Genomic DNA, 24,261 nt, shown 5'->3' with positions numbered 1-24,261 from the left:
TTTGTTATAACCGAATTAGCTGCTTGGCTGCTATAAATCACATTTTTTTTGATGTTTTGGTGGCCGAGTAGAACTGTATTTAAATGATGCAAGTTAATAGACCAATATACTATCCTGCTGTGATCAAAGCCTTGTCGGCATTTGTAGGAGCCATTTTTATTCACGCAGTAGCCCTCGCTGATACCACGCAGGCCGCAATGGCTGAGCAAGCGGTTACCGCCCCGGAAAGGTGGTGGGGCTGGGAATTTTTGGGTCGGCTTCACCCGTTGATGGTGCATTTCCCAGTGACCTTATTGCTCATCGGGGCCATCATGGAGTTGGCTACCCTGCGCAAATTTGAGTCGCAGCTGCGGCCCGGTATTCGTTGGATGGTGTTTTTAGGTGCCGGCAGTGCCGCGTTTGCGGTGCTGTTCGGTTGGTTGCTTGCGTCCTCGGGAGATTATGGGGGCGATACGTTTATCCTTCATCAGTGGACGGGGTGGGCTACCGCCATTTTAGGTGCGGCGGCTGCGCTGTTGTTGTGGTTTATTGTCAACAAGCATACCTACGGCTTGATACGTGTTTATAGGGGTGTGCTCTTCCTGACGGCGATGGGTATATTTATTGCCGGACATTACGGCGGTTCGCTTACCCACGGACAAGATTACCTGATCGGTGTGACACCATGGGCACCACAACACGAGCAACTGGCCGAAATCGGCGGGGATGCATCGTCCATGAACCTCGATTGGGCTTCCTTTGCCAGTGATACAGCCAGCCTGAGCGCTGAGCAGGAGGCGGAACTCAACATCGCTGCCCGTACCATCCTGGCGCACCATTGTTATCAATGCCACAGCAGCGACAAATCCGAAGGCAAGCTGCGCCTTGATGATAAGGAGTTGGTTTTCAAAGGCGGAGAATCGGGTCCGGTCATTCAACCGGGTGACGCGCAGAAAAGCGAATTGATCCGGCGTGTCACCTTACCGGCAGGGCACAAGGAAGCCATGCCAGGGAAAGGCAAACCGCTGGGTGAGCAGGATATTGAAGTACTCAAACTGTGGATCAATAAAGGGGCGCCCTGGCCCGACGGTGCTGCCAAAGGAATCTTCAGAGAAGCGAAGCTGGCGCCGAGGAAGCCGGAGCTTCCGGCCGCAGTCGATGGCCTATCGAATCCGATAGACCTGTGGGTGAATGCTTATTTTGAGAAGAAAGGGGTCGAATGGCAGTCGGTCGTTGACGACCGCACGTTTCTGCGCCGCGTGTTTTTCGATATCATCGGATTGCCGCCTACACCCGAGGAACTGCAACAGTTCGAAGCGGACACCCTGGGTGATAAACGCAACCGGATCATTGAAACGCTATTGGCCAAGAATGACGATTATGCCACCCATTGGACGACCTTTTGGAATGACCTGTTACGAAACGATTATTCCGGCACGGGGTATATTACCAATGGGCGGTTCAACATATCGGACTGGCTTTATCGGTCATTGGCAAGCAATAAGCCTTATAAGCAATTCGTGATGGAGCTGCTCGATCCGGATGAAAGCTCAAAAGGATTCATCAAGGGTATTGAATGGCGCGGGGCGGTCAATAGCAGCCAGACCACCGCCATGCAGGCGGCGCAAAATGTTTCACAAGCCTTGCTTGGATTGAACCTGAAATGCGCCTCGTGCCACGATAGCTTTGTGAGCAACTGGAAATTGGATGATGCCTACGCATTTGCGAACATATTTTCGGAAAAACCCTTGGAGATCAATCGATGCGATATCCCCACCGGGAAAATGGCCGATACCCGCATGCTTTGGCAAGAGCTGGGGCGCATCTCGAAGGAGGCCACGGTCAAACAAAAGTCCGCGGAACTGGCCGAGTCATTGACCAAGCCGGAAAACGGCCGCCTATATCGGACCGTGGTGAATCGCATCTGGGCGCAGCTAATGGGACGTGGGATCGTTGCGCCGACGGATGAAATGGACAAGGAACCTTGGAGTGACGATCTGCTGGATTGGCTGGCCGTATACTTCGTGGAAGGGGGTTATGACATCAAGCAATTGATCTACCTCATTACCACATCAAAGATCTATCAACAGCCTTCTATGTCCATTGAAAACCCAGAGGTGATCAATTCGCCGAAATTTGTGTTTACCGGTATGCTGAAGCGCAAGCTTACGGCGGAGCAGTTTGCGGATGCCGTGAGCACCGTGGTACATCCGGTATATCCGATCTCAGCGCTTAAATATAATCCCTATGGCGAGGCGGAATCGTACCAGCGGGAGTTTCCATTTGTACGGGCATCGTTGGTACAGAATGATCCGTTCCTCACGGCACTGGGCCGGCCCAGCCGGGAGAACGTGACCAGCGTGCGCGACGGGCAGTCAAATCTGCTCCAGGCCATGGAACTGACGAATGGTACGCTGCTCAACGAAACATTGGCAAAGGGTGCCAGCAACTGGGTAACCACTTACAAAAGCAGCGATGAACTCATCCATGCGGTTTACAGGCAGAGCTTGGGTCGTGAACCTACGGATAAGGAACGGCGGGCAGCGCAGGGGTTGCTGGGGGATACGGTTCAGGAAGCACAGGTACAGGACCTGTTGTGGGCCGTGGTGCTGCTGCCTGAGTTTCAGTTCATTGATTAAAGAAACAAGTGACCGAATGGTTTGTTATACGATATCAAATGCAGTACAATAGAAGAGATTTTCTGAAAACCGCCAGTGCGGGTACGCTGGCGGCATTGGCGGCGGGTGCTCCCCTTTCGGGTTTTTTGGCCTCATGTAGCGGAAAACCGACTGCGATGGCCGACACGGTCATCCTGCTCTGGATGGCGGGCGGTATGGCTCATACCGATACGTTTGACCCGAAAAGGTATACTCCATTTGAAAAGGGCTTGGATTCGAATCGCGTACTGAGTACCTTCAAAGCCATCCCTACGGCGCTGGATGGCATCCAGTTTTCGGAGGGGTTGGAAAACATTGCCGCAATCATGGATAAGGGTACGCTCATTCGCTCGTATATGGCGGCCGATCTGGGGCATATCCTGCATTCGCGGCACCAATATCACTGGCATACGTGCTATGAGCCTCCGCAAACGGTGGCGGCACCCCATATCGGTGCCTGGATCGCGCAGGAATTAGGTCCCAAAAATCCGGTAATACCGGCATTTATCGATATCGGCCAGCGGATGACCGTCGGGGAGGCCGAGGAATTGAAAGCCTTCCATACGGCGGGTTTCCTGGGCAGCGAATATGGCCCGTTTATGATACCCGATCCATCCTCAGGGCTTGACGCGGTAAGACCTCCAGCGGGCATGTCTTTCAGCCGCTTCGAACGGCGTAATCAATTCTATGAGGAACTGCTCGGCAAAAGTCCCATCGGCGAGCATGGTAGTGACTATCAAAAGGAATCGTTCAAACGATCGATGGAGCAATCGTATATGCTATTGAAATCACCGGAGGCCAAAGCGTTTGACTTGAGCGATGAGCCCAAGGAAAGCTATGCCATCTACAATACGGGTAAATTTGGGTTGGGATGCCTGATGGCGCGCCGGCTCACCGAGCAGGGTGCCCGGTTTATCAGCGTGACGTCTGAATATGAGCCCTTTATGGGATGGGACACCCACGAGAATGGCCATACACGTACGCGCGACATGAAAAAACTGATCGACGCGCCGATTGCGCAGCTGATCAAAGACCTGGATCGCAGCGGGCACCTGGACCGCACGTTGGTGATCGTGGCCAGCGAATTCAGTCGGGATATGGTGATGGAAGGCCGCCCGGGTGCTGAGGTGAAACATCAAGTAGCGCAACCGGATGTGATCAATGATATCAAAAACTATGGCATGCACCGGCATTTTACAGATGGTTGCTCGATATTGATGTTCGGTGGCGGTGTCAAGAAAGGGTTCGTATATGGCAAGACCGCCGACGAGCGGCCCTGCAAAACCATCGAAAAACCCATTCGGATCGAGCAGATCCACCAAACGGTTTACCACGCCCTCGGGGTAGATCCTAAGAAACATGCCGTCATCGAAGGCCGACCGTTTTACACCACTCCTGACGGGGTACACGAGCCCGAATTGGAGCTATTGGGTGCTTAACTTTCAGGATAGTACAGGTTGCCATCCCGGCATACTTGTGCTATCATTGCTTTAGTGTCCAATTATAGTACGCTTTATACGCATTAAACATTTACTAAAACAAGCTACCTGTGTATCTAGTTGTACCCTTGCACAATAAGGGTTTAATGAATGTATTATGGCGTTGCATAGACTACCAAACGAGGCAGAACTATTGACCCGGATCGCACGGGGCGATGAACGTGCCTTTGCCCAAGTATTTCATGCGTATTATAACCAGATCGGTGCGTTTGTTCAGACGCTCACGCAAGACATCGACGTTACCGGAGAGATCGTACAGGAGGTGTTTGCCAAAGTCTGGATCAACAGAGGGTCACTTCCTCAGGTAAGGACGTTTGATGCTTACCTCTTTATCCTTTGCCGCAACCACGCGCTCAATCACATCCGCCGGATGACCACCGAACGGGGGAACAGGCAGGCGTACCTATCGGAAGTGGACGCCCCGCAGGAAGAGATGGATATAAAAGGCACGGGAGACCACCACGAATTAGTGGATCGGGCAGTTCAATTGTTGCCGCCACAGCAGCAAAAAGTTTTTGTCTTACGGCGACAAGGACTGAAAAACCTGGAAATCTCAAGACGGATGAATCTGTCTGTCGAATCCGTTAAAAAGTACCAGTACTTGGCCATAAAAGCCATCAGCGAATTTGTCAGGACTGAGGCATTGGTTTAAGGCGTAGTTGCCCTCAAACGCGGATCATCAAAAAAAGAATCGCTTTTTATATCCACTTTTTGAGTATCCGGTGTCTTTATCATGAGGACCAATAAAAACTATCGCCCGAAGGTTAATTGAAATGGACAATTCCAGACTTCTGCTACTGATTGATCGTGCGCTGGCGGATACCTTGCGTCCGGAGGAGAAAGAAGAATTGCAGGAGCTCTTGTCCGATCCGTCGAACGAGGATACCGTCGTACAGCTCCTCCAGGAAAAATGGAACACATTTGAGGCAAAGCAGATCCTATTTTCAGCAACACAGGGCAACAGCATCTTGCAGGGCATACTCGATAGCGGAAAAGACGATCAGTCTCCTGATCGCAAACAGGTACGTTGGTCATTCAGGTGGTTTAAGGTGGTAGCGGCTGCCGCATTGCTGACGGCTGCATCGGCGATGGTTTATTTTTATCCAAGCGATTGCAGCGTCAAGGAGCTGACCGTTGAACAAGCGGTAAGCCACTATGGGATGGAGCCCGGTACGGATAAAGCTGCGGTTGTTTTGGCGGACGAAGACCAGGTCATGCCGGGTGATAGCTCATCGAATATACGTAAGCCAACGGACGGGCGATGCCGCGCTGCTGCAAGCTGGAAAGACGGCAATCCGTAAAACGCAGCAAGCTGATATAGACGTGAAAAAAGACAACATGGTTAATGTTAGTATAGCAGGAAGGAGGATCACCATCATGAAGCGATGACCAATGAACGAACAGGGTCACCAAATAGAAACCGAGGCGTTGGCCCGCACTCGGTTTCCGTCTACCAAATGATAGACTGGGGGACTAACCAAAATTGATTGTGAGACCAATTATTAATTAATAAACCCAAGTTCAAATGTATAAAAAAAAATCAGGCAAATACTGCTATAGACCGAATTTTAGACCGATCAGCATACTGGTTTTGATGAAGATCATACTACTGTTGACGGTCGTAAAGGCTGCGCCCGCCGCCAACGAAAATAGAATCGGACAGGAACAAGTAACCGGTACGGTGAAAGATGCACAGGGCAAGGCGGTGGAAGGCGTGACCGTACAGGTCAAAGGGACATCTCGGGGTACGGCTACGGATGCCGACGGACGCTTCCAGTTGGAGGCTAAGCCCGGAGAGGTCTTGATCTTTACCAATGTCGGATACCTTTCGCAAGAGGTAACCCTGGGCGACCAAACGTCGATAGCAATCGTGTTGGAAGGGGAGACCGCCGATTTGGAGGAGGTGGTCATCGTCGGATACGGCAGCCAGCAAAAAAAGGATGTTACCGGGTCGATCGCGCCGATCAGCATGTCAAACGTACGGGGACAGTCTGTTGCCAGCTTGGACCAAGGGCTTTCCGGACAGGTATCCGGTGTCAACGTAAGCACGTCTAACGGTACACCGGGAGGGGGACCAAAAATACAGGTAAGGGGTATCGGGGCAATCGGTGCGGGCAGCGAACCGCTTTATGTGATTGATGGTTTCCCGGTGCCGTCATCGTCCAGTCAGCAATCTAATCCGATGAGTTCATTGAACCCGCAGGATATCGAATCGATGACGGTACTGAAGGATGCCTCGGCGACGGCCATCTACGGCTCGCGCGGGGCCAATGGCGTGGTGATGATCACCACCAAACGGGGAAGCAGCGGAAAACCCCAGATACAGGTGACCATGAGCAGCGGTTTGCAGGAAGTGCCGCAAAAAGGGAGGCCCGACCTGATGAATGGCCAAGAGTTTGCGCAGTTCAGGAAAGAAGCCATTGAAGACCAAATCCGGTTTGAAGAGGGGCGCGAACCTACGTTGGAGGATATCCCGGAGATCTACCGCAACCCCGCGGCGATCGGCGAAGGGACGGATTGGTATGATGCGGTCACGCGAGTGGCACCGATGTCTGACCTTGGGATAAGTATCAGCGGGGGGAACGAAAACGTCAGGACTTTCGTTTCCGCCGGGTACTTTAATCAAGAAGGGGTCATGCTCAACACCAGTTTTGATCGGTTTTCCTTACGTGCCAACGTAGATGCTGATATTACGGATCGGTTTAAAGTGGGGGTCAACCTGTCGCCTTCCATGACCTTCCTGAAGGGCGGAGTGACAGGACAGGGCCGGGATGAAGGGTTTGAAATCGCCAACCCGATCCCTCCGGCATACAATGCCGATGGCAGCTACAACGACTACATCGAGTCGCCGGGGACCTTCGGCATCCCTAACCCCATCATGTTCTTGAATGAGACGGTCAACAAGGGCAACCGTACCCGGATCCTGATGAATACCTTTGGGGAGTTTGAGATCGTCAAAAACCTGAAATTCAAATCGTCCTTTAATGTTGATTTTGAAGACGGAGACTCCCAGTATTTCCGGCCATCGATTTTGGGTAACCAAAACGCCCGGCCGCCATCGGTTCCCTCTGGCAACTATGGCAACGTGAAATACCTGAATTGGTTGAATGAAAACACCTTGACCTATGACTATAACAGCGAATCAGGGCATTCCCTTTCGGGATTGATCGGCTATACGGTTCAGCAACAGAAGATTCATAACAATACCTTCAATGGAGTGCAGTTTCCTGATGATGATATCCAGTCATTAAATGCGGCTGCACGGATAACAATGGGAGGCATTGACATCAGCGATTGGGCGCTGATTTCGTATCTGGCGCGGGCTAATTATTCCTTTGCCGACAAGTACCTTGTGACGGCTACGGTGCGGACCGATGGGTCTTCGCGCTTCGGTGCCAATAACCGCTGGGGTACCTTCCCTTCCTTCGCCCTCGGGTGGCGGTTGTCCGAAGAGAATTTTCTGAAAAACAGTACGTGGATCGATGAACTGAAACTGCGCGCATCTTATGGATTTACGGGCAATTTCAACATCGGGAATTATTCCTACATGAGCAACATCGGCACCAGGGACTATGTGTTTGATGGCACGTTGGGCAGTGGACGGGTGATGAATACTGTAGCTAATCCCAACCTGGGCTGGGAGCGTATGCGCGAATTAAACCTGGGTGTCGACTTTAATTTCCTGGACAACCGGATTAACCTGACCGCGGATTTCTATAACCGGAATACGCAGGATCTCCTGTTGAATGTGGAAATCCCGCAATCTTCCGGCTTTGGTACGGTCACCGAAAATCGGGGCGACGTGCGCAACCGCGGCGTGGAGCTGGGACTGAATACGGTTAACATCGTTTCGGACGATTTCGAGTGGTCTACCAACCTCAACATTTCCTTCAACCGCAATAAGGTGATCACGCTGGGACGTAGCGAAGACCCCATCTATTCCGGTCTGAGCAGTGAGGGCAACCCCACCAACATCACGCGGATCGGAAGTCCCGTAGGCATGATCATCGGGTACGTGTATGAAGGGATCTATCAAAACGAGCAGGACCTTCAAAATTACCCGGCTTTCCCGGGTGCCATCCCAGGGAATATGCGTTTTCGCGATGTCAACGGCGATGGCGAGATCACTCCCTTCCAGGACTTTGATGTGATCGGCAATCCGTATCCGGACTTCAATTGGGGGATCACCAATGTGTTGCGATACAAAGATTTTGATTTCCGTGTGCTGGTGGTTGGTGCTGCGGGCGCAGAGATGTTGCGCGCTACTAATTTCTATACCGGAAACATCGACGGGGTGTTTAATGTAAACCGGGATATCATGAATCGGTGGCGCTCGCCCGAACAACCCGGAAACGGCTTGGTGCCCACTACAAACGGTACCGGCAGGGGGCGGGTCATGTACCGGGATACACATAGCCTGTGGATCGAGAAGACCGACTATGCATGGATCAAGAATATCACCTTGGGTTATAACCTGCCCGCAGGAACGGAGCAAAGCCGATTGATCAAAAGTGCAAGGGTATATGCCACCCTCCAAAACGCCTTCTTGTTTACCGGCTACAGCGGCAATCCCGAAGGCACCAATTATAATCGGGACGATACCGGGGCACTTGTTCCGGGAATCGATTATTCCAATTACCCGGTGCCGCGTATCTATACGCTGGGGATTAATTTCAGTTTTTAATTAATCAATTATTCGAGGAAAAATGAAGAAGAACCAAAAATATATCCTCCTATTGGTACTTTTGTTTACCATGGGATCATGCCACCATATGCTGGAAGTAGAACCACATACCTTTTCAAGCGATGCTACGTACTACCAGAATGAAAGCCAATTTTTGCGGGCGGTAAACGGCGCGTATGGCTCCCTTCAGGAGCTTTACACCGCCGACTACTACTGGGCGATGACGGAGATGGTGGCCGATAACACGAATTACCAGTTTGACGAATCGGATAGGGGTGCCCAGCAGCGTGAGGAGATCGATGAATTTCTCATCACGTCGACCAACAATTACGTCAATAATACGTGGAACCTGCTCTACCGCAACATCCAGCAGACGAATGTTATTTTGGGCCGTATTGACGCCGTGGAATTTTCAGATGAAGCCGTCAAAACCAGGTATAAGGGTGAAGCGCAGTTTTTGCGGGCGTTGCAGTATTTTCACCTGGTCCGGCTTTTCGGTCCGGTGCCGCTGGTCTTGGATGAAATATCAGATCCGGAGAGTGCCTTCTCGGAGGGTCGGGCGAGTGTCGATGAGGTGTACAATCAGATCCTGGCTGATGCCGATGCCGCCGTGGCCAACCTGCCGGAATCCTATACCGGACCCGATGTCGGCCGCGCAACGAAGGGTGCGGCGTTGACCCTGCTGGGCGAGGTGCACCTGACCTTGCAGCACTTTGACGAGGCAGCTGCGGCATTGCAGCAAGTGTTGGAGCTCGGTTATGCGCTGTTGCCTGACTATGCAGACAACTTTGACCCCGCTTTCAAGAATAATGCGGAATCCGTGTTTGCGATCCAGTTTGATGACGGCCTGCAATCCGAAGCCAGCAATTTCATCTTTCAGTTTGGTCCGCGCAATGCCAAGGACGAGTTGGTCGGATTCCCGGGCAACCTCGGTGGAAGTAACATCCCGACACCCAGTATTTATCAGGCCTACGAAGATGGCGACGTGCGCAGGGACGCATCCATTGCCATGTTCAGCGACCCTTCGAATGCTAATTTCGAGGAGTCCGAGGCATTCGATGGCGACATTCCCTTCATCAAAAAGTACTACCATCCCCCTTTTCTGGAAGACGGGCGCGCCAATGAAAATTGGCCGGTTTATCGGTATTCCCACGTGTTGCTGATGCTCGCAGAGGCGCTCAATGAAACCGGCACGGGCGACCCCTACACACACCTCAATGCCGTAAGGGAACGGGCAAACCTGGAACCCTTGGCAGGTCTCGGACAGGAGGCATTCCGGGAGGCGGTCTATCACGAGCAGCGGGTGGAAGTTGCTTTTGAAAACCACCGCTGGTATCAACTGTTGCGGACCGGCAAGGCCGTTGAGGTGATGACCGCGCACGGCACGGAAGAGAAGGAACGGTTGACCAGGCTGAGCAGTGCAGCGTATAATATCCAGCCGCATAAGTTGTTATTCCCCATTCCCGCACGGGAGATCCGCTTGAATGGGTTTGAACAGAATCCGGGATGGTGATGGACTGGATTTCTGTATTCAGGATAGTGCAGGTTGCCATCCCGGTATGGTTACCCTATCATTGTACTAGTGTCCAATTATATTACAGCATCCTGAATGATATCCAGATAACAATCAGTTCATACAACCAGTATCATATATGCAGATTTTTAAATGTAGTCCCGGATTAGCAGTTGCCCTTGCAGCATTGCTGATGACCTCGGCATGCCAGACCGAGGATGAAGAAACGAAACAGGCAGATGTGGAACCCAAGGTGGAAAAGATCACCGTTGCACCGGATTTTGTCGTCGAGCACCTCTACACCCCTTCTGAAAATAAGCAGGGATCGTGGGTGGCCATGACATTCGATGACAAAGGACGGATGATCGTGTCCGACCAATATGGATCACTGTACCGCCTGGAGCTCTCGGAGATCGGTACGGATACGCTGACCACCAAACCGCAGCCGCTGACCCTGCCGGGGGATGAATGGAAGGACGATACCACCCAGACCAAGCTTGGAATGGGATATGCACAGGGATTGCTTTGGGCATTTAACAGCCTCTATGTCATGGTCAACCATGGCGGCAACGAAAAGCTTGAAAAGAGCAGCGGACTGTACCGGCTGAAAGACAACGACAACGATGACCAATTTGATGAGATCACCCTGTTGAAGTCGTTTAACGGAGATGGCGAGCATGGACCGCACAGTATCATTCTGGCACCGGATAAAAAATCGTTATACCTCGTATGCGGTAATCATACCGATGTGCCAGAAATGGATAGCTACCGTTTGCCCAACACGTGGGACGAAGATAACATCTTCCAGTTGATAAAAGATCCGCAGGGCCACGCCACAGACCGGATGGCCCCGGGCGGCTGGATCGCCAAAACTGATTCGCTTGGACAGGATTGGCAGTTGGTAGCGGCTGGATTTCGGAACACCTTTGATATCGCGTTCAATGACGACGACGAACTCTTCGCCTATGATTCGGATATGGAGTGGGATTTTGGGATGCCGTGGTACAGGCCGACCCGTCTGCTGCATGTCACGAGCGGAGCTGAATTTGGCTGGCGTACAGGCAATAGCAAATGGCCGACATATTATCCCGATGACCTGCCCTCGCTGCTGAATATCGGTCAGGGGTCGCCCACTAACCTGGTGTATGCCGGGAACGCCAAATTCCCCGATAAATACCGCAACAGCCTGCTCGCATTTGACTGGAGCTTCGGCATCATCTATGCCGTCCAGCTGGAACAGGAGGGCGCTACCTATCATGCGACGGCAGAAGAATTCCTTTCCGGCACGCCACTGCCGCTCACCGACGGCGAAATCGGTCCGGATGGGGCCCTGTATTTCCTCAGCGGCGGCCGGCGATTGGAGTCCGACCTGTACAGGGTGTATTATAAAGATTACGACAAGGTAAAGGAACCATCGGAACGGAAAAGCGACATCACCGAAGAAATGGCTATCCGCAGGAAGCTTGAAGTATACCATGACAGTCCGGCCGATTCGAACGTGGTCAACGAAGTATGGCCCTACCTGGATCACGAAGACCGGCACATCCGGTATGCGGCGACCGTGGCGCTCATGCATCAACCCATCGGGCTATGGGGAAAGCGGGCATTCCGCGAGCGGAATATCAGAACCGTGACAAACGCGATGGTTGCGATGACCAAGCTGGATTATCCGGTGCTGCAACCATTGATCGTCCGGAAATTGATGACGGTGGATATCAACCGGATATCGAGAGAAAACAAAATCGGCCTGCTGCGGGCATTTGAATTGGCGTTGTATCGCATGGAGAAGCCCGATGAGGCCCTCAACAGCCGCCTGGCCACCTACCTTGAAGGACAATACCCGGCGGCGGACAATGCACTTAACCGCGAACTGAGCAAACTCTTGGCCCACATCAGCGCACCTTATGTGGTGGAACGGACGCTGGCCTTGCTAGATAGCGCCAAAGACGATTCGACCGTGGTCATGCCGATGCTCACCAGTTCGGCGGATCTGATCCTGCGGAATCCGCAATATGGATTGGATATCGCCAATACGATTGCAAAAACCCCGCCGGCCCAGCAAATCTACTTTGCCACGGCGTTGAGCAAGGCACGGGCAGGATGGACACCCGAGCTGTACGAACGGTATTTCAAGTGGTTTTACGGTGCGTTTGGCTACAAGGGAGGCAACAGTTTTGTCGGCTTCCTTGACCGGGCACGTAAGCTGGCACTGGAAAATGTGCCAAAGGAACAGTTTGCCCATTACAATACGCTCTCGGGTGATTCGCTTCTTTCCGAATCGGGCAACGCGCTGATGTTGGCTGCGGAACCACCGAAGGGACCCGGCAGGGCTTGGAAAATCGAAGAGGCGCAGAAAGTCATAGAGGCCGATAAAGGGAAACGAGATTTTAAACGGGGGCAATCCTTATTTGCAGCCATCCGTTGCGGGTCATGTCACACCATACAGGGAGAAGGTGGGTCTGCCGGACCGGATCTCACGCAATTGGGCACTCGTTTCTCGGTGAAGGATCAGCTGCAAGCCATCATCGAGCCTAATCAAGTGATTTCCGATCAATACGAATCGAAGGTCTTCCACCTGAGCGACGGCACCTCGGTGTTGGGCCGACTGATGGACGAGGATGAAACAAATTACACGATCTCCCAAAATCCGTATGACCCCCAAGCCTTGAAGAAAATACCGAAGAAGGACGTGGAGGACATCAAGGTGTCGAAAGTATCGATCATGCCACCGGGTACCTTGAACGTGCTGAACGAAGAAGAGCTGAAAGATTTGATTGCCTACTTGATGGCCGGCGGCAATGAAAATAGCCCGCGTTATAAAAGTGACTAAGGATGCAAGGCGGGGTACCGATGGAGGATTGGACAAATAAGGTCTCTAACCCCCTGCAAATCGGGGGGATAGAGACTTCTATCTTGGATAATGGTCCTGGTAAGGGCACACGCGTTGCATGGGTGAATACCGGAGCAGGGCTCCGCTACCGGGTTGTTATTGACCGCGGGCTCGACATTGCCGACGCATTTTACAATGCCCATAGCCTGGCGTGGATCAGCCACCTCGGGATTACGGGTCCGATGCCTGCCGGCTATCAGGGAGTTGAATGGCTGAAGGGCTTCGGTGGTGGGTTGCTCACCACCTGTGGACTGGACCACGTAGGCGGACCGGAATCGGATGAGCACGGGGATCGGGGGCTTCACAGCCAGTTTAGCGGGCTGCCCGCTACCCTCGAATCGATCATCCAGCCCGACCCGCGATTGGGCCATTTGGATATGAGCATCACGGGCGTTGTCAGGCAATCCCAGCCCTTAGGCATGCAACTGGTGCTGAAACGCACGATTTCGAGCAGGCTGGGCGAGCCTTGGATCGCTATTCGAGATGAGGTAGTCAACCATGGAAATACGCCAGCTCCTCATATGCTGCTTTATCATATGAACCTGGGCTGGCCATTGGTGGATGAAGGCGTGGATATTTGCTGGAATGGGCTGTGGACCTCACGCGAGGGCGAAAGCAATGCGAAGATCTTCCGTGAAGGGTCGCCGTTCCGCAAAGGCCAACCGCCTTTACAGGATCACGTCGGCGGTGGTGAAGAAGCTGCATTCATCGATGTACGTGCAGACGAAACAGGCATGTGTCGCTGCGGTATTCATAACCCGAAGATAGGCGTGGCGCTGGCCATTGAATTTAATAAACAACAGTTGCCTTGGCTGACTAATTGGCAACATTGGGGACCCGGGGAATACGTGGTGGGACTGGAGCCTGGCACCCATCCCCCGGTTGGGCAGTCGCAGGCCCGAAAGAATGGCTCGCTGATCATGTTGCAGCCCGGGGAACGGCGGAGTTATGCCCTGCGTGTGCGCGTATTAGATACCCCTGGAGCAATCGACGAATTTTTACAAACAACAACACCCCGCGTATGAAGACGAAAAATCGAAAGCTATCGGCACCGTTACTGCTGCTCGTACTGGTTTGCTTCACCTGCTGTTCAGCGAAGGAGTCACCCGACACCGCCGAAGAACAATGGGTCACCTATACCGGCGATGAAGGTCCCGGAAAGGGAAAACAGATTGTCTTTATCAGTGGGGATGAAGAGTACCGCTCCGAAGAGGCCTTGCCGATGCTTGCACAACTGCTGGCCAAGAAATATGGATTTACCTGTACGGTGTTGTTTTCCATAGACCCCTCGAGCGGGGAGATCGACGCGGAGCAGCAGTCTAATATTCCGGGACTGGAAAAGCTGGAGTCGGCCGACTTGATGGTTATTTTTACCCGTTTCCGCGAGCTGCCGCCCGATCAGATGCGCCATGTAGATGCATACCTGAAAAAGGGGAAACCCGTGGTGGGCCTGCGCACCGCTACCCACGCCTTCCACTATGCCAAGCACCCGGAAGATTCCTTGGCTAAATACGATTTTCAAAGTACCGTGCCCGGCTGGGAAAAAGGATTTGGCATGTTAGTCCTGGGCGAAACCTGGGTAAACCACCATGGCGACCATGGCAAGGAGGGAACACGTGCGGTGATACACGAGGCCAATGCGGCCAATCCGATATTGAATGGGGTGGAAGACATCTGGGTGCCGACCGACGTGTATACCGTTGGTTCCTTGGATGGGGCGGATGTGCTGTTGTATGGGCAGTCCACCAGCGGCATGACAGCCGATGCACCCATCAATACAGACAAAGCGGCCCTGCCCATTGCCTGGACCAGGGAATATCAGGTACCGGGGGGCAGCGCTGGGAAAGCCTTTGCGACCACGATGGGCGCGTCGGTGGACTTGGTCAACGAAGACCTCCGGAGGTTATTGGTCAATGCCTGCCTTTGGGCGGTTGACCTTGAACAGGATATCCCTGAGGAGGCCGATGTGGCATTTGTGACCCCCTACCAACCCACCATGTTCGGTTTCGGTAGTTTTAAAAAGGGAAAGCGCCCCGAAGATTATCAATTAAAAGAAGACCGTTAGCCCGTTGAATAATACACTTCATATAATAAAGAAACCATGTTAACATTCGGTGTCAATACATTCTTGCTGACCTCCCCATTTACCAATGACAGCATTGCGGTTCTCCAGCAGTTTAAAGCATGGGGGTTTGATGCGGTAGAAATAGCCCTTGAGGATGCTTCGCATATCGATGCGCACACGATCCGCAAGGCGTTGGATGATAACGGACTAATATGCAGTTCGATTTGCGCCGCCATGGGGCCTGGCCGTGACCTGCGTGGCACCGAAGCCGAGCAGCGGCAGGCAATGGATTACATCAACGGCGCGTTGGACGCCATGGCGGTATTGGGGTGCCCAGTATTGGTGGGACCGCTCTACTCCGTGGTGGGTAGGGCAGAGCAGACCACCGAAGACCAATATCAGGTGCAACGGGACATCATAGTGAGGCATTTGAAAACATTGGGCGCGCGTGCGGATGGCTTGGGATTGAAACTGGCCATTGAGCCGCTGAACCGCTATGAGACCGATTTTATCAATACATGTGAGCAGGGTTTGGCACTCGTTGAGGCGGTGGATCACGATGCGGTTGGTCTGCTGTTAGACACCTACCACATGAATATTGAAGAAAAAGACCAAGCTGCAGCGATCATCAGCGCCGGGCGGCACCTGCTGCACGTCCATGCCTGTGGCTGCGACCGGGGCGCACCGGGTGGCGATCACATCAACTGGAATGGTATCCGCGATGCGTTGGCAACCATCAATTACACCGGTAGCCTGGTCATTGAATCGTTTACCCCCGATGTCAAGATCATCGCCAAGGCAGCATCCATCTGGCGCAACGTCGAACCCTCTGCTGAAGACATCGCAGTCAAGGGCCTTTCGTTTTTACGCGCTCATTTCGGATAGGGGGACACTTCTATTCCAGTGGATGCGCTTTGAGTAACTCTTCGGGCGTATAAAAGCCCTTCTTATCGGCAATGGCCGCCCGTATTGCTTTCACCTGTTCAGGATCGATGGCTGCGCCTTTGTTGCCAAAGGAATTTTTTACGTAGGTAAGTACCGCCGCAACTCCTTCGTCGTCCAGCAGTCCCTCGAACGGGGTCATGGGCACCTGGCCGGGATATGATTTGCCGAGCACTTCTATGGGACCCTGCAAGCCTTTCAGCGTAAGCTTGATCAGGCGTTCGTCGTTATCGAGCACCCACGGCGTGCCGGCCAGCGGCGGGAAGCCAGAGGCCTCCAGACCTTTCCCGTTGGGTTGGTGGCAGGTGATACAGAAGCCATCCCGTTCATAAATCAGTTTTCCTTGTTTATAAAGCGCCAGATCGGCACCGGTCAAGTCTGTGTTGACCGCTTCTTCCTTTTTGGCAACTTCCGCACCCCCTTCGACGCGCGTACGCGCCGTGTGGTACGCATCCAACATCCAGTCGTCCAGCGGTTTCTTCGCCGCTTCGTCTAAAATCGGCAATGCTTCGGCCTTATCCAACCAAGAGGCCGCCACCAGCGCCTCTAAGCGGACACGCCCGTGCTCATCGCTGGCGGCTTTCTGCAGCAATTGCGCCTGATCGGCTACCTGATGCCCGGTATACCGCAGTACGCGCACCGCAGCTGCCCTAGCCCGGTAATCCTTGGCGCCGAGCAGCCGGCGAAGCAACGCTTGATCAACCTGATTGAGCCCCCAGCTTACCCATAAGCCTTCCAGCAAATGATGTTCATAGCGGGCATCGTTTTGGTCAAGTTTTTCGATCCAGGTGTTAAGATGGGTAAGCACCTCTTTGGCATCCCGCCCGCGAAGTTCGCGGCGGGTCCGGTAGCGGGTGCGGTATTCCGGCAGCTTGAGGTTGTCCAGCAATGTATCGACAGGGGCGCCCGCTACTTGCGCAGGCTTGACCAAGGGACGTGCGGGATACGTGATCCGGTAAATGCGTCCATGGCTATGGTCGCGAAGCGGATCACGCTGATTATGCTGCATGTGGCCGATCAGGATGTTGTGCCAGTCGATCACGTATAGCGAGCCATCGGGGGCAAATTCCACATCCACCGGCCGGAAATTGGGGTCGTCAGACTGCACGAGGTCTTGCCGGTGCTGGCTTTTATACCCGGTGCCATCATCGGTCAACGTGTGCTGCTTGGTGCCTAAGAAGCCGATGGTATTGTTGATGAGGAAGTCGCCCTGCACATCATCCGGAAAATGACGGCTCGATACAAACTCCAGTCCGGCCGTAGGCCGCACCTTGTGCTTTTCTTCAATGAGGTTCCTTGATTTTGGCGTGAATTTGCCATAGGTCGGTCTCACCGACCCCGGCATCATCCAGCTGACATCAGGCCCTGACGTCTCCGCGTAAAAATTCTGCCCCCACTCGTCAAATGCAATGCCCCAGGGATTGGGAATGGACAGCTGCGCGGTGAATTCAAGCTTGCGCCTGGCCGGATCATAACGGAAAAAACCGCCATTGGTGCCTCGGACAGGGCCGTATGAGGTCTCAATGTCACTGAGCAGAAACACCCCCTGCCCCATATAGATGGCGCCCGAGGGATCGGCGGTATAGGCGTGGTGCGCATGATGCGTATCATGGTCGTCAAAACCGCTCAATAGGATTTCTTGCCGATCCGCCTTCCCGTCGTCATCGGTATCCTTGAGCAGTACCATATTCGTGCCTTGAGAGACATACACCCCCTCCGGGGCGATCTCAAATCCCATAGGTAAGTGCAGGCTATCGGCAAACACCGACTGCTTGTCGGCTTTGCCGTCATTGTCGGTATCCGCCAGGATGATGATCTTGTCATTTGGCTTCGGGTCACCCGGCCGCCAGTGGGGATAAGATGGCATGGTAGCCACCCACAGCCGTCCCTCGTTATCGAAGGTCATCTGCACAGGCTTCCTCAGGTCCGGAAATTCCGCTTCAGAAGCAAATAAGTCTATTTTATACCCCGGTGCCATCTTGAATTTTTCCAGGGCATTGAGCCCCTGCAGGTATGCCGGATTGCCTTTTTTGGTATCATAGGAATAATTGGTTTCCACCTCGGGCAGTTTCGATGTGAGGGCATCGGCGCTATCCAGGTTCATCTTTTCGCCCTTAAGTGCTTTCCAGATGGCTTCATCCCTTAGGGCTGTCATCTCCCTGATCTTGGCTATTTCAGCAGGATAATTGTCCGGTCCGAAGGGGTCGTAGCGTCGCCCGAATGCCTGGACGCCATTGGGCATTTTAATGTCTTTGTGCCATACCCAGTTCTTTTCCATCACGGCAGCGTGGACCAATTCCCGATGGGTTTCGTCCGGTTTTTTCTTGCCGAAAATAGCATCGGCCAGGCGCGTGGAAAACACCGCATAACCGGCATCGGTAAGCTGTGACCCATCGATGGTGAGGGGTTCGTCGGCTTGATCGAACAGCTTTTTAAAGGGGGTATACATATCCACAAAGTGGACCTTGTGCCGACTCGTTATTTCCTTCATCGCCTCGGTATACAGGGATAGGTTGCGATTTTCCTGCTTGCCATCCGGCAAGTCGTATTGGTCGGAGAGATCCTCGAACGCAATGGGTGATACAATGGCAAGCTGCGGAGCTGATACGCCATTGTAACGTTGCTGCAAGGTATGTATGATAAAAGCATCGAGTTCGTCTTTGTACCGCTGCAATCCCGCTTCACCCAGAAAGGATTCGTCAAACCCGAAAAAGGCAACGATGATATCCGCCTGATGGCGCGTGATCCATTCATCCGGCGTTTCCCAATGGCCTTCGTTATGGGGGTCATTCGCCAATTCGGTCTGGAATTTATCAGCGCCCGGAAAGGCCCAGGGAGAGGGCCGGCCGGAGTGGGGCCTGAACCCCGGTGTATTGCCCCCATCGCTCATATTCCGGATATACAATAGGCTGTCTGGATAGCGGAGCTGCATCTCCGTCTCAAAATATCCGTAATTCATCATCCTTGACCCGAGATTATTGCCGATTAGGATAATGTGAGCCCCCTTTTTAAGGGTCAATGCCGGTGAAGGAGCGGTACATTGAAGCGCCTGTGACATGATGAAGGCGGCTCCAAATAGCATAAGCAATCGAAGGATGTTCGTTCTGCGGTGTTTTGTTTTCATAAGCATGAAAATACCGGTATTATTTTGTTAGTTTGTTAGGTTTTGCTACATTGGCAGCTAATTAAACTAAGGTCAATGTTAGTTATTGTTTTCTTGTTAACTGTCATGGTCTGTCCTTGTCTATTTCTGGATCACCAAGCGGGCAGGCAGTGCGCGGGGCCCATCGGAATATTCAGGACGGGACAGGATAGCATTGTATGTCCAAAATAATATCTTTGCTTATGTGCCGCGGGTGGCAAGCGATTACCAATAGTAAAACCAATAGTTGAAAACCAATTAAAACCGTATCGATATGAACGAGAATATTAATAAAAGTGCTTTATTTAATGGATCATGTTTTGCGCTGATCACAACGGCATTCACCTTTTCGATCCGGGCGGGAATCCTGCCCCAGCTTGGTGAAGAATTCAACTTGACGGCAACACAGTTAGGGGTTGTTAATTCCATGTTCTTTTTTGGATTCCCCATTTCCATGATTATCGGCGGGTTGATCTATCACTCCTTCGGTGCCAGGAATATCATGCGCGTTGCGTTCATCGCACATACTATTGGGATCATCATGACCATCTATGCCGGTGGTTATTCAACCTTGCTGATCTCCACGTTATTTATCGGCTTCGGCAACGGCTGTACAGAGGCTGCCTGTAATCCCATGATTGCAGACATGTATTCAGGCGTGAAAATGGATAAGATGCTGAACAGGTTTCACATGTGGTTCCCAGGGGGTATCCTATTAGGCTCCCTCCTCTCCCAGGCCATGACCAGCATCGGGTTCAGCTGGCAGGTACAGATGTGGGTGACCATGGTACCGACCGTCATATACGCCATCCTATTTTACGGCAAGACCTTCCCGAAACCAGTGGTGGAAGCGGCTACCTCCCTGGCCCAAAACCTCCGGGCAATGTTCACCCCTACATTTATCTTCTTGTTTATCTGCATGTTTCTGACAGCTATTTCCGAATTCGGTCCTAACCAATGGGTGAGTGTGATCATGAGCAATAGCGGCGCCGAACCCATGCTGATTTTAGCGTTGACGAGCGGACTGATGGCGGTAGGAAGGTTTTTTGCGGGACCTGTGGTCAAAGCATTTGGGCAGACCGGCGTGCTCTTAGGCGGCGCGATCCTGACGGCCATCGGTATCTATATGTTCAGCACGGTCACCGGGCCACTCGCGTATGTGGCGACCATCATATTCGCGCTCGGCATCTGCTATTTCTGGCCGGTGATGGTGGGGGCTACGGCGCAGCGCGTTCCCAAGAGCGGTGCGTTGGGTATGTCCATCATCGGCGGGGCAGGCATGTTCTCTTCGGCAATTTTCCAACCGGTCATCGGAAACTGGATTGACAGCGCCCGGGCAAAAAATGCGGCCGCCGGATTGACCGACTCCGCGTTGGAGCTGGCTACGGGTCAGGATGCATTGGTCAAGATGATATCTTTTCCCGTCATTTTGATCGTATTGTTCACGATTTTCTTCTTTTGGCAAAAGAATTTAAAAGATAAGGCTGCACCGACGACAGCAGCGCAGCCGATGCATTAACGGCTGCCCGCCCGGTTACCTGCTGAAAGCTCGCCCATGCAGGTAAACGGCGCGGATTTTTAAGATCTGACAGCACAGTTATTAAAAACAACTAGCATCACGGGCAAGGTATCCGATCGTGGTTCAGGGGAGTCTTATGTCCATTATAAAGCATCAAACTAGTTATAAAATATTGAAAGCCAATTAAATAATTTTTTAACTAACCAAATTACTTTATTATGAACAAGCGTAAAGACAACCTAACCTACTTGCGCAGCTACCCCGAAAGAAAGCGGCAAAGGCGGAGGAACGGCGGGGTATATGTGCTTGCGTTATTGATCATCAGTATGGTTCGGGCCGCTTGGGCCGACCCTGGCAGTCAGGAGACGGTGAGCGGAAAGGTGACCGATGCCGCGCAGGCCCCGATCAGCGGGGTGACCGTCGTAGAAAAGGGTACCAGCAACAGCACCAGTACCAATGACCGGGGTGAATATACCATCACCTTACAAAAAAGCGAAGGAGCAATACTGGTATTCAGCGGTGTCGGTTATGATTTGCAGGAGTTGCCTGTTGCAGGCGCTTCGCTGAACGTCGTGATGGAACACAGCCAGACAGACTTGGATGAAGTGGTGGTGGTGGGATACGGTACGCAACGGAAATCCGATTTGACGGGGGCAGTCGGAACCGTAAAAGCGGAGGCACTTCAGGAACGGCCTGCCTCTTCCCTCAACCAGGGACTAGCCGGGCGGGTAACTGGTGTCAATGTGTCCTCAAGCTCCGGACGGCCCGGCGGAAGGACCAACGTCCGTATACGCGGGGCCAGTTCCATCAGCGTGTCCAACAACCCGCTGTATGTCATCGATGGGGTTATTTTAAATACCGTCGGACTCCAGAATGGCAGTACACCCATTGATTATCTCAATCCGAATGATATTGCTTCCATCGAGGTACTGAAAGATGCTTCCTCGACAGCCATCTATGGTGCCCGCGGTGCAAATGGCGTCATTTTGGTGACAACCAAACGGGGAACACCCGGCGGCGGTGCGTTGACCTACGATTCGGATTTCAGCTTGGGGGTCGCCCCGAAATTGTTGCCGGTGCTCAGTTCGGAAGAATTCCTGCGGGTAGAAGAGCTTGCTTACGCCAATGCCGAAAAATTTGACCCGGAGGGTTGGGCAACAGGCACGAAATATGTCGACCCCCGTACGAAGCGGACAAACCCGCTGCTTTTTGATGAACAGGGAAACCCCTTGTATGACATCAACTGGCAGGAGGAAGCCTTTCAGGAAGCCTTTACGCAAAACCATCAATTGGGCTTTACCAATGGGAATGAAAAGGGAAGTTATGGCGCATTCCTGAACTACCGCAATGAAAATGGGGTGGTGTACGGCTCGTGGCAAAAGCGATACGCCGGACGCTTTGTTTTTGACAGCGACATCAAGGACTGGCTACGCGTAGGCGGCTCGCTGGGGTATACCGACCAGGATGAGAAACAAGTCGATCAGCTGGACGGGGGAGGTATTACGATGATCCGGCAGGTATTGGAAGCCTTGCCCATCGTGCCCGTGCGGTATGCCGATGGTTCATGGGCAAGCAACCGGGATTATCCCGGCATGGAAGGAGGAGATAACCCCATTCGCGTGGCCGACGAGCGGCTGTTTTTTTTACGTACGCAAACCATGCTGGGTAATATGTATGCCAACATCAAGTTGGCTGAAAACCTGGAATTGCGATCGACCCTCGGAACGAATATCATCAATCAACGCAGGGACTATTTTGCAGCGGCGGGGCTGCAATACATATCTACAAATGGCAATGCTTCGGTGACCAACAATCGGGTGAATTCGTGGCAATTTGAAAACTACCTGACCTACAACAAAGATTTCGGGGATATCCACTCGCTGAATGCGATGCTCGGCCTTTCTTGGCAGCATGTAGGCCGTTTTGAAAACGAAGCCAGTGCGGAGGGTTTCACGGATAGCTACTTCGAGTTTAATAACCTGGGCTCAGGCGCGACGGCGTTGGCTCCCCGGTCTTTTGGGGAGGGGTATGGACTTAATTCCTATTTTACACGTTTAAATTACACATTGATGGGCAAGTACCTCGTTACGTTCACCGGACGGATCGACGGATCTTCAAAATTCGGCGAGGAAAACCAGTACGCCTTCTTCCCTTCGGCCGCACTGGCATGGCGCGTGAGTGACGAGCCCTTCATGCAGGACTTGCCAGCTGTCTCGAACCTGAAACTCCGCGCAAGTTATGGCGCAACCGGCAACTCGGAAATTCCCGCGTACCGCGCATTGCCAGGAATGGGCAACTATGAAGTGATCTTTGGTGGATCCCGCGAAGTCGGGATAGGTACGGGGCGCATTGCCAATCCTGCGCTGCAGTGGGAAAAAACGCAACAGGTGGACATCGGACTGGAACTGGGGCTTTTTTCCAATCGGGTAAATCTCGAAGTGGATTTATACCGCCGGAAGGTGGATCAAATGCTCTTGGATGCCCCACTGCCCTATACCAGCGGACATGCCAGCATTTTTACGAATATCGGTAGCATGGAAAACAAAGGGATTGAGGTGTCACTCAACACCACCAATGTACAAACCGAGGACTTCTCTTGGAATACAACGTTCAATATTTCCATCAACCAAAATAAAGTGCTGGCGCTTTCTGGTGGCAGTGACATCTTCCCGGGCGCGGCAACGATTATCCGTGTCGGCGAACCCGTGGGGTCGTTCTTCGGACGGGAGCACCTGGGAACCTGGTCTACGGCCGAAGCCGAAGAAGCTGCGATTTATAATAAGCTGCCAGGAGACATCAAGTTCTTGGACTTGAATAACGATGGCATTATCAATGACAACGACCGTACAATTATCGGAAAAGGTATTCCCGATGGATTTGGAACCTTCCTGAACACGTTCCAATACAAAGCTTGGTCGTTGACCCTGGACCTACAATATATGTATGGCAATGACGTGCTCGATCGAAGCATCCACTCAGCTGAAGACAGGCAGGGTATTGCAAACAGTTATAAAACCGTGTTGAATGCTTGGACCGAAAGCAATCAAAACACGCCAATTGCGCAAGTACGGCCCATTCCAGCGGGTTATGACACGTTTGATGACAGTCATAAGGTGACAGATGCGTCATTTATCCGGGGGAGAAACTTGCTGTTGGCTTACGCATTTCCCGCTGAATTCGCCTCGCGGCTGAAGTTACAGCGGTTGCGGATCTATGGATCGGTACAAAACTTCTTTGTCGCTACGAAGTACAGTGGTTTCGATCCCGAGGTCTCCAATTCCGGTTCCGCTTTTGGTCAAGGATATGGACTATATGATTATCCACGGCCACGGGTGTTTATGTTGGGCTTAAATATCAGCTTGTAACTAGTT

The 24,261-nt window shown here is 52.6% G+C and carries 13 protein-coding genes; 12 read left to right on the top strand and 1 reads right to left on the bottom strand.

All coding sequences use genetic code 11. From position 1 onward, the window contains the following. The first annotated feature begins 86 nt into the window (after positions 1 to 86). From ACMGDE_RS01985 to ACMGDE_RS01940, 10 genes are all read left to right on the top strand, one after another. Positions 87 to 2,618, top strand: a complete 2,532-nt coding sequence (locus ACMGDE_RS01985) for a DUF1549 domain-containing protein (protein WP_436831075.1) — start codon at positions 87 to 89, stop codon at positions 2,616 to 2,618. Positions 2,619 to 2,656: 38 nt separating this feature from the next. Then, entirely contained in the window at positions 2,657 to 4,075 is a 1,419-nt protein-coding gene (locus tag ACMGDE_RS01980) for a DUF1501 domain-containing protein (protein ID WP_436831074.1), read from the top strand. 157 nt (positions 4,076 to 4,232) lie between these two features. After that, entirely contained in the window at positions 4,233 to 4,787 is a 555-nt protein-coding gene (locus ACMGDE_RS01975) for a sigma-70 family RNA polymerase sigma factor (RefSeq protein ID WP_436831073.1), read from the top strand. Between the two features lie 121 nt (positions 4,788 to 4,908). Then, on the top strand, positions 4,909 to 5,436 hold the full coding sequence (locus tag ACMGDE_RS01970) for a hypothetical protein (protein ID WP_436831072.1): 528 nt from the start codon (positions 4,909 to 4,911) through the stop codon (positions 5,434 to 5,436). Positions 5,437 to 5,729: 293 nt separating this feature from the next. After that, complete coding sequence (locus ACMGDE_RS01965) at positions 5,730 to 8,819, top strand: SusC/RagA family TonB-linked outer membrane protein (RefSeq protein WP_436831071.1); 3,090 nt, start codon at positions 5,730 to 5,732, stop codon at positions 8,817 to 8,819. A gap of 22 nt (positions 8,820 to 8,841) precedes the next feature. Continuing rightward, positions 8,842 to 10,332: a RagB/SusD family nutrient uptake outer membrane protein gene (locus ACMGDE_RS01960; protein ID WP_436831070.1), complete on the top strand. Its 1,491-nt coding sequence runs from the start codon at positions 8,842 to 8,844 to the stop codon at positions 10,330 to 10,332. Positions 10,333 to 10,471: 139 nt separating this feature from the next. Next, positions 10,472 to 13,162 (top strand): c-type cytochrome, encoded by a 2,691-nt coding sequence (locus ACMGDE_RS01955; RefSeq protein WP_436831069.1) that lies wholly within the window; start codon positions 10,472 to 10,474, stop codon positions 13,160 to 13,162. 2 nt (positions 13,163 to 13,164) lie between these two features. Then, entirely contained in the window at positions 13,165 to 14,247 is a 1,083-nt protein-coding gene (locus ACMGDE_RS01950; protein WP_436831068.1) for an aldose 1-epimerase family protein, read from the top strand. Beyond that, a complete protein-coding gene (locus ACMGDE_RS01945) occupies positions 14,244 to 15,287 on the top strand; it encodes a ThuA domain-containing protein (protein ID WP_436831067.1) in 1,044 nt (347 codons plus the stop codon). The genes ACMGDE_RS01950 and ACMGDE_RS01945 overlap by 4 nt, the downstream gene beginning before the upstream one ends. A gap of 36 nt (positions 15,288 to 15,323) precedes the next feature. Continuing rightward, positions 15,324 to 16,172, top strand: a complete 849-nt coding sequence (locus ACMGDE_RS01940; protein ID WP_436831066.1) for a sugar phosphate isomerase/epimerase family protein — start codon at positions 15,324 to 15,326, stop codon at positions 16,170 to 16,172. Positions 16,173 to 16,182: 10 nt separating this feature from the next. Here ACMGDE_RS01940 and ACMGDE_RS01935 read toward each other — a convergent pair whose 3' ends face one another. Continuing rightward, on the bottom strand, positions 16,183 to 19,353 hold the full coding sequence (locus ACMGDE_RS01935; RefSeq protein WP_436831065.1) for a PVC-type heme-binding CxxCH protein: 3,171 nt from the start codon (positions 19,351 to 19,353) through the stop codon (positions 16,183 to 16,185). A 292-nt stretch (positions 19,354 to 19,645) separates the two neighbouring features. Between ACMGDE_RS01935 and ACMGDE_RS01930 the strand changes: the two genes are divergently transcribed. After that, the gene (locus tag ACMGDE_RS01930; protein ID WP_436831064.1) at positions 19,646 to 20,890 is read left to right on the top strand and encodes an MFS transporter; all 1,245 of its coding nucleotides are present in this window, start codon (positions 19,646 to 19,648) and stop codon (positions 20,888 to 20,890) included. A gap of 218 nt (positions 20,891 to 21,108) precedes the next feature. Then, the gene (locus ACMGDE_RS01925; RefSeq protein WP_436831063.1) at positions 21,109 to 24,255 is read left to right on the top strand and encodes a SusC/RagA family TonB-linked outer membrane protein; all 3,147 of its coding nucleotides are present in this window, start codon (positions 21,109 to 21,111) and stop codon (positions 24,253 to 24,255) included. Positions 24,256 to 24,261 lie beyond the last annotated feature (6 nt).

The sequence above is a fragment of the Parapedobacter brassicae genome, from assembly GCF_051400755.1.
GTDB lineage: Bacteria > Bacteroidota > Bacteroidia > Sphingobacteriales > Sphingobacteriaceae > Parapedobacter.
The sequence above is the reverse complement of the archived record's forward strand: the minus strand, read 5'-3'. Positions and strand labels throughout refer to the sequence as shown.

Excerpts from the sequence above, each read along its gene's own strand:
- ACMGDE_RS01975 (WP_436831073.1), top strand. The coding sequence starts at position 4,233 with ATGGCGTTGCATAGACTACCAAACGAGGCAGAACTATTGACCCGGATC.
- ACMGDE_RS01925 (WP_436831063.1), top strand. The coding sequence starts at position 21,109 with ATGAACAAGCGTAAAGACAACCTAACCTACTTGCGCAGCTACCCCGAA.
- ACMGDE_RS01965 (WP_436831071.1), top strand. The coding sequence starts at position 5,730 with ATGAAGATCATACTACTGTTGACGGTCGTAAAGGCTGCGCCCGCCGCC.
- ACMGDE_RS01985 (WP_436831075.1), top strand. The coding sequence starts at position 87 with ATGCAAGTTAATAGACCAATATACTATCCTGCTGTGATCAAAGCCTTG.
- ACMGDE_RS01930 (WP_436831064.1), top strand. The coding sequence starts at position 19,646 with ATGAACGAGAATATTAATAAAAGTGCTTTATTTAATGGATCATGTTTT.
- ACMGDE_RS01945 (WP_436831067.1), top strand. The coding sequence starts at position 14,244 with ATGAAGACGAAAAATCGAAAGCTATCGGCACCGTTACTGCTGCTCGTA.
- ACMGDE_RS01955 (WP_436831069.1), top strand. The coding sequence starts at position 10,472 with ATGCAGATTTTTAAATGTAGTCCCGGATTAGCAGTTGCCCTTGCAGCA.
- ACMGDE_RS01980 (WP_436831074.1), top strand. The coding sequence starts at position 2,657 with ATGCAGTACAATAGAAGAGATTTTCTGAAAACCGCCAGTGCGGGTACG.
- ACMGDE_RS01960 (WP_436831070.1), top strand. The coding sequence starts at position 8,842 with ATGAAGAAGAACCAAAAATATATCCTCCTATTGGTACTTTTGTTTACC.
- ACMGDE_RS01935 (WP_436831065.1), bottom strand. The coding sequence starts at position 19,353 with ATGAAAACAAAACACCGCAGAACGAACATCCTTCGATTGCTTATGCTA.
- ACMGDE_RS01940 (WP_436831066.1), top strand. The coding sequence starts at position 15,324 with ATGTTAACATTCGGTGTCAATACATTCTTGCTGACCTCCCCATTTACC.
- ACMGDE_RS01950 (WP_436831068.1), top strand. The coding sequence starts at position 13,165 with ATGCAAGGCGGGGTACCGATGGAGGATTGGACAAATAAGGTCTCTAAC.
- ACMGDE_RS01970 (WP_436831072.1), top strand. The coding sequence starts at position 4,909 with ATGGACAATTCCAGACTTCTGCTACTGATTGATCGTGCGCTGGCGGAT.